Consider the following 3,709-nt stretch of genomic DNA (forward strand, 5'->3'; position numbering starts at 1 on the left):
GCCGTCGACCGGCGGCCCCGGCCCGCAGCAGAGAGGAACCGGCCATGGCGAACACCTGGCCCATCTTCACCCTCCAGCGCTGGGACTGGAGCACCGGGACCTGGAAGACCCGCAACACGTACGGCCCCGACGCACGCGGTGAGGGCAATGCGTACTTCGCGGTGTCCAGCGAGCGCGCGTCCCAGACCGGGCCCATCCGGCTGCTGAAGGACGGCGCTGCCGTCGTCACCGACGACCCCCGAACCTACTACGACGACTGAGCCCCGCCCGGAGGCACAGCCCGCCGACCTCCGGCCGTCTGTGCCTCTCCCGAGGCCGCTCAGCCTCACCGACCAAGGAATGAGGAAACGATCATGAAGGTTCTTTTCAGCTCCCCCGCCGGCCACCCGCGCGGTTCCCGCCCCGCCGACGAGCAAGCCGACAAGGAGCGCGCGGCCGGGACGTCCGACGCCGAGGTCATCATGGACTTGAAGTCCGACACGTTCCAGGTCGTCACCGGCCGGCAGAGCAAGGGGAAGTGAGCGCATGGGCAAGACGAAGGCGTGGCCGTTCGGAACCGACGCCGTCCGGGACGACCCGCTCACCGCGCTGCGCGTCCCCGTGGTGGGCAGCTTCCGGCCGGGGTGGCGCTACGTCGCCGCGTACCTGAACACGGCCGATCCCGGCGTCCCCGACTACCTAACCCGCCCGCCGTTCGCCAGCGTGGAGCGGCCGACGGACCGCGAGGCGCAGATGCTCGCTTCGTACATCCGGGAGTACCTGTACCACTGGTTCCGCGAGGGTTACATCAGCCGGCTCGCCGAGCGACCCCTGGACGCGGACAGCGGGTGCAACACGGTCGTCTTCACCAAGTACGGCGAGGACGACTGGGGGTATGGGCGCGTCTCGTGGGAGTACGGCCCGACGTTCGTCCCCGGGCCGCCGCACTCACGCGGCACCCGGTACGCCCACGACAAGCACCCCGGCCCGCTACCGCTGGAGCAGGTCATGGACCTGGTGCACACCATCGCGTCCGACAAGCCGATGGAGCACTGGACTCGGTGGAAAGCCGAGCACCCGGAGGTTTTCGGGCCGTGCACCCGCTGCAAGGGGTCCAGCGTGGATCCGGAGCACACGGTTTCTGAGACGTACGGCACCGGGGATGTCCGGGAGCTGGAGACGCCCTGCGCGCACTGTCAGCTCGTCGCCGGCTGACCGCACCTTCTGAAGAACGACTGGAGCCCCGGGGGTTGTCGACCCCGGGGCTCCTTGGTTTAATTAAGTCATGGACCGTTAGGTCCGAGACCAAGGAACCAGGAAAGTAGGGCCCCATGACCAGCTACTCCGTAGAGCGGCCGACGCGCTCGCGCGGCACCCGTCCCGGACTCGTGCACCTGCGCCCCGGCCAGGCGACGACCGGTCAGCCGGTGACCGTCCGCACGCTGGACGAGCACGGCCGCGAGGTCGAGTTCCCCGCCGTCTTCGTCCGCGTGGACACCAACCGCACCCACCTGCGCTGCGTCGCGGAGGGTGAGGACCAGCCTCGCCGCTACCGGCCGTCCCAGGTTTTCCCGCGCCGCGTCACCTACCGCCGGTGGACCGTGGCCTTGCGGCACAAGGCCATCGCGGCCGACGGCAGCGGGGACGAACTGCTGCCCGTGTTCGTCAACGCGCGCACCGAGCTGGAGGCGCGGTACGAGGCGCTGAAGCAGGTCCGGGCCGGGCACGGCCCCCGGGCGTCCTGGAGCTACACCCTGCACTCCGTCAAGCGGGAGGGCTGACGCGTGGCACAGTTCATCGACCCTGAGCGGTACCGGTTTGTATCCGACAGCCTCCACGGCGTCGCCACGGTCGCTCTCCTGTGCGTCGCGTGCGGCGAGGCAGAGGACTGGGACGGCCGTATCCACGTGTTCGACTTCCTCTATCCGTCCTTTGGCGACGTGCAGAAGGTCATCGCCGAGCACGAAGGGGCCCGGCACGGCGCGGAGGTGAAGGCACTGCGCGCAGCGGCTCGCATCGTTACCACCGGCGCGCGTCACGGCTCCCCGTCGGGCGTACGGCGTGCCCTGCGACAGGAGCACGGCATCGACGTGACCTTCGCGGAGGTGCAGTCACTCCTCCGCCGGCTGGAGGCTGTCGGGATCGTCGGCCCGGTGGACCCCGGCAAGCACTCCCACCCGGTCCTGATGGACCCCGAGGCCGCGCTGGAGGCGCTGCGATGAACGACTACTGGAGCGACGAGGAGAAGGTGATCAGCCCGGCGTCCGAGCGGCTGCTGATCGACCTCGCCCGGTGTGACACCGGCGAAGGCGTGCGCGTGCGCTATCTGTCCCGGGGGCGGTACCACTGGGACGGGATGCGTGGCGCTCCGTACAACCGGGCCAGCTTCCGGCCGCTGTACGCCAACGACCTGGTGGACGACGGCGGCAACGACGCGGCGCCGGTGAAGGTCACCGAAGCCGGACGTAAGCGGGCCGCCGAGCTGGAGGAGCGGGCGGCAGCGAAGGGCCAGCGGCCGAAGTGGAAGCCGGACGCGGAGTCTCCGTCGGCCCTGCGCGCCCTGGCCGCCCTCGCCGAGTTCACCGAGCCGGTGTTGCCCTACAGCGGAAATCCCCGGGGCGTCTGGCACCTCGGGGCCCGGGACGGCTTCGCCGCGCGCGAGCTGACGTTCTGCGCCCTCGCGGACGCCGGATACGCAGAGATCATTCCGGGCGACTACATGGCCCGGCGGATCGTCATCACCGCCGCCGGCCGCGAGCGACTGAAGACCGTTCGGTCCCGCCGGTGATCGGTGGTAGACGTAGCCCTGGTGGGTTCGCGCGGCAGGAACCTGGACGGGAACTGGGCCTCGGCCCAGGGAGGTCAACCCGCTGCCGTACTTGGACGCCCCGCTCACCGGCGGGGCGTCTTCGTGTCCCCGGCCCGGGGTTGCGCCTGCCCCGGGTCCATGATTTAATTAATTCATCGGGACACGGACCAAGGAGAGCACGATGCAGGCGACCCACGCCCTCAAGTACAACAGCTCCACTGTCCACATCACCGGCCTGGCGATGCGGACGGCTGACAACGAGTACACGATGAACGCCTGCGCCGCCCTCACCCGGCACGGCTCCCGGATGGCCACCGCCAAGATGGCGGACCTGGAAACCCCCGAGCAGGCGCTGAAGGCCGCGAAGGCTCTCGCCAGCTCGCTCCGCAAGAAGGTCTGCAAGAGCTGCGAAGCCGCCGCCCTCGCGGAGCAGCCCGCCGGGACGGTCTACCGCTTCCTGGTCGCGCTGGACGAGGAGAACGAGGAGACCACGACGGTGGAGATCACCGCCGAGTCCTACGCGGAGGCCAAGGCCGAGGCCCGGAAGACGCCGGGCGCTCTGGCCGTCACCCGCCTGAACTGACCGCAGCGAAGCCCCGGGGTGGACCACCCCGGGGCTTCATGGTTTAATTAAGTCATCGGGAAGCCCGCCGGGTGGAACGGGCCGCGACCTCCTCGGAGGGGAAGCCGGCCCGGCGGGTCTCCCGAGCAGACCAGGGAACCAGGAACGCGAAAACCGCCGTCGGCCGTATGATCCGCACCGGCCGAGAGGCGCCCAGGGAGGGGAACCCACCGTGACGACCGCTGACCGCATCGCCGACCCCGGCTTCAACGCCGCCATGGCCCAGACCGACGCGGCCATCAACGAGCTGCGCGCGGCCGGCGTGCCGTACGCCGTGGCGATGGAGGTCGTGAACCGGG

General features: G+C 70.2%; 7 protein-coding genes. All 7 read left to right on the forward strand.

Going from position 1 to position 3,709, the window contains the following annotated elements; genetic code table 11:
- A partial coding sequence (locus ACWCV3_RS28505; protein WP_451230113.1) for a hypothetical protein occupies positions 1-260 on the forward strand: 260 nt, incomplete at its 5' end.
- Between the two features lie 93 nt (positions 261-353).
- On the forward strand, positions 354-521 hold the full coding sequence (locus ACWCV3_RS28510) for a hypothetical protein (protein WP_451230116.1): 168 nt from the start codon (positions 354-356) through the stop codon (positions 519-521).
- 4 nt (positions 522-525) lie between these two features.
- Positions 526-1,194, forward strand: a complete 669-nt coding sequence (locus ACWCV3_RS28515) for a hypothetical protein (RefSeq protein ID WP_451230118.1) — start codon at positions 526-528, stop codon at positions 1,192-1,194.
- Positions 1,195-1,310: 116 nt separating this feature from the next.
- A complete protein-coding gene (locus tag ACWCV3_RS28520; RefSeq protein WP_451230121.1) occupies positions 1,311-1,760 on the forward strand; it encodes a hypothetical protein in 450 nt (149 codons plus the stop codon).
- Positions 1,761-1,763: 3 nt separating this feature from the next.
- The gene (locus tag ACWCV3_RS28525) at positions 1,764-2,201 is read left to right on the forward strand and encodes a hypothetical protein (RefSeq protein ID WP_451230123.1); all 438 of its coding nucleotides are present in this window, start codon (positions 1,764-1,766) and stop codon (positions 2,199-2,201) included.
- Positions 2,198-2,767, forward strand: coding sequence for a hypothetical protein (locus ACWCV3_RS28530; RefSeq protein ID WP_451230125.1), 570 nt, complete (start codon positions 2,198-2,200; stop codon positions 2,765-2,767). Before ACWCV3_RS28525 ends, ACWCV3_RS28530 begins: the two co-directional genes overlap by 4 nt.
- 202 nt (positions 2,768-2,969) lie before the next feature.
- Positions 2,970-3,371, forward strand: coding sequence for a hypothetical protein (locus ACWCV3_RS28535; protein WP_451230128.1), 402 nt, complete (start codon positions 2,970-2,972; stop codon positions 3,369-3,371).
- Positions 3,372-3,709: the final 338 nt, after the last annotated feature.

The sequence above is a fragment of the Streptomyces sp. NPDC001781 genome, assembly GCF_053596035.1.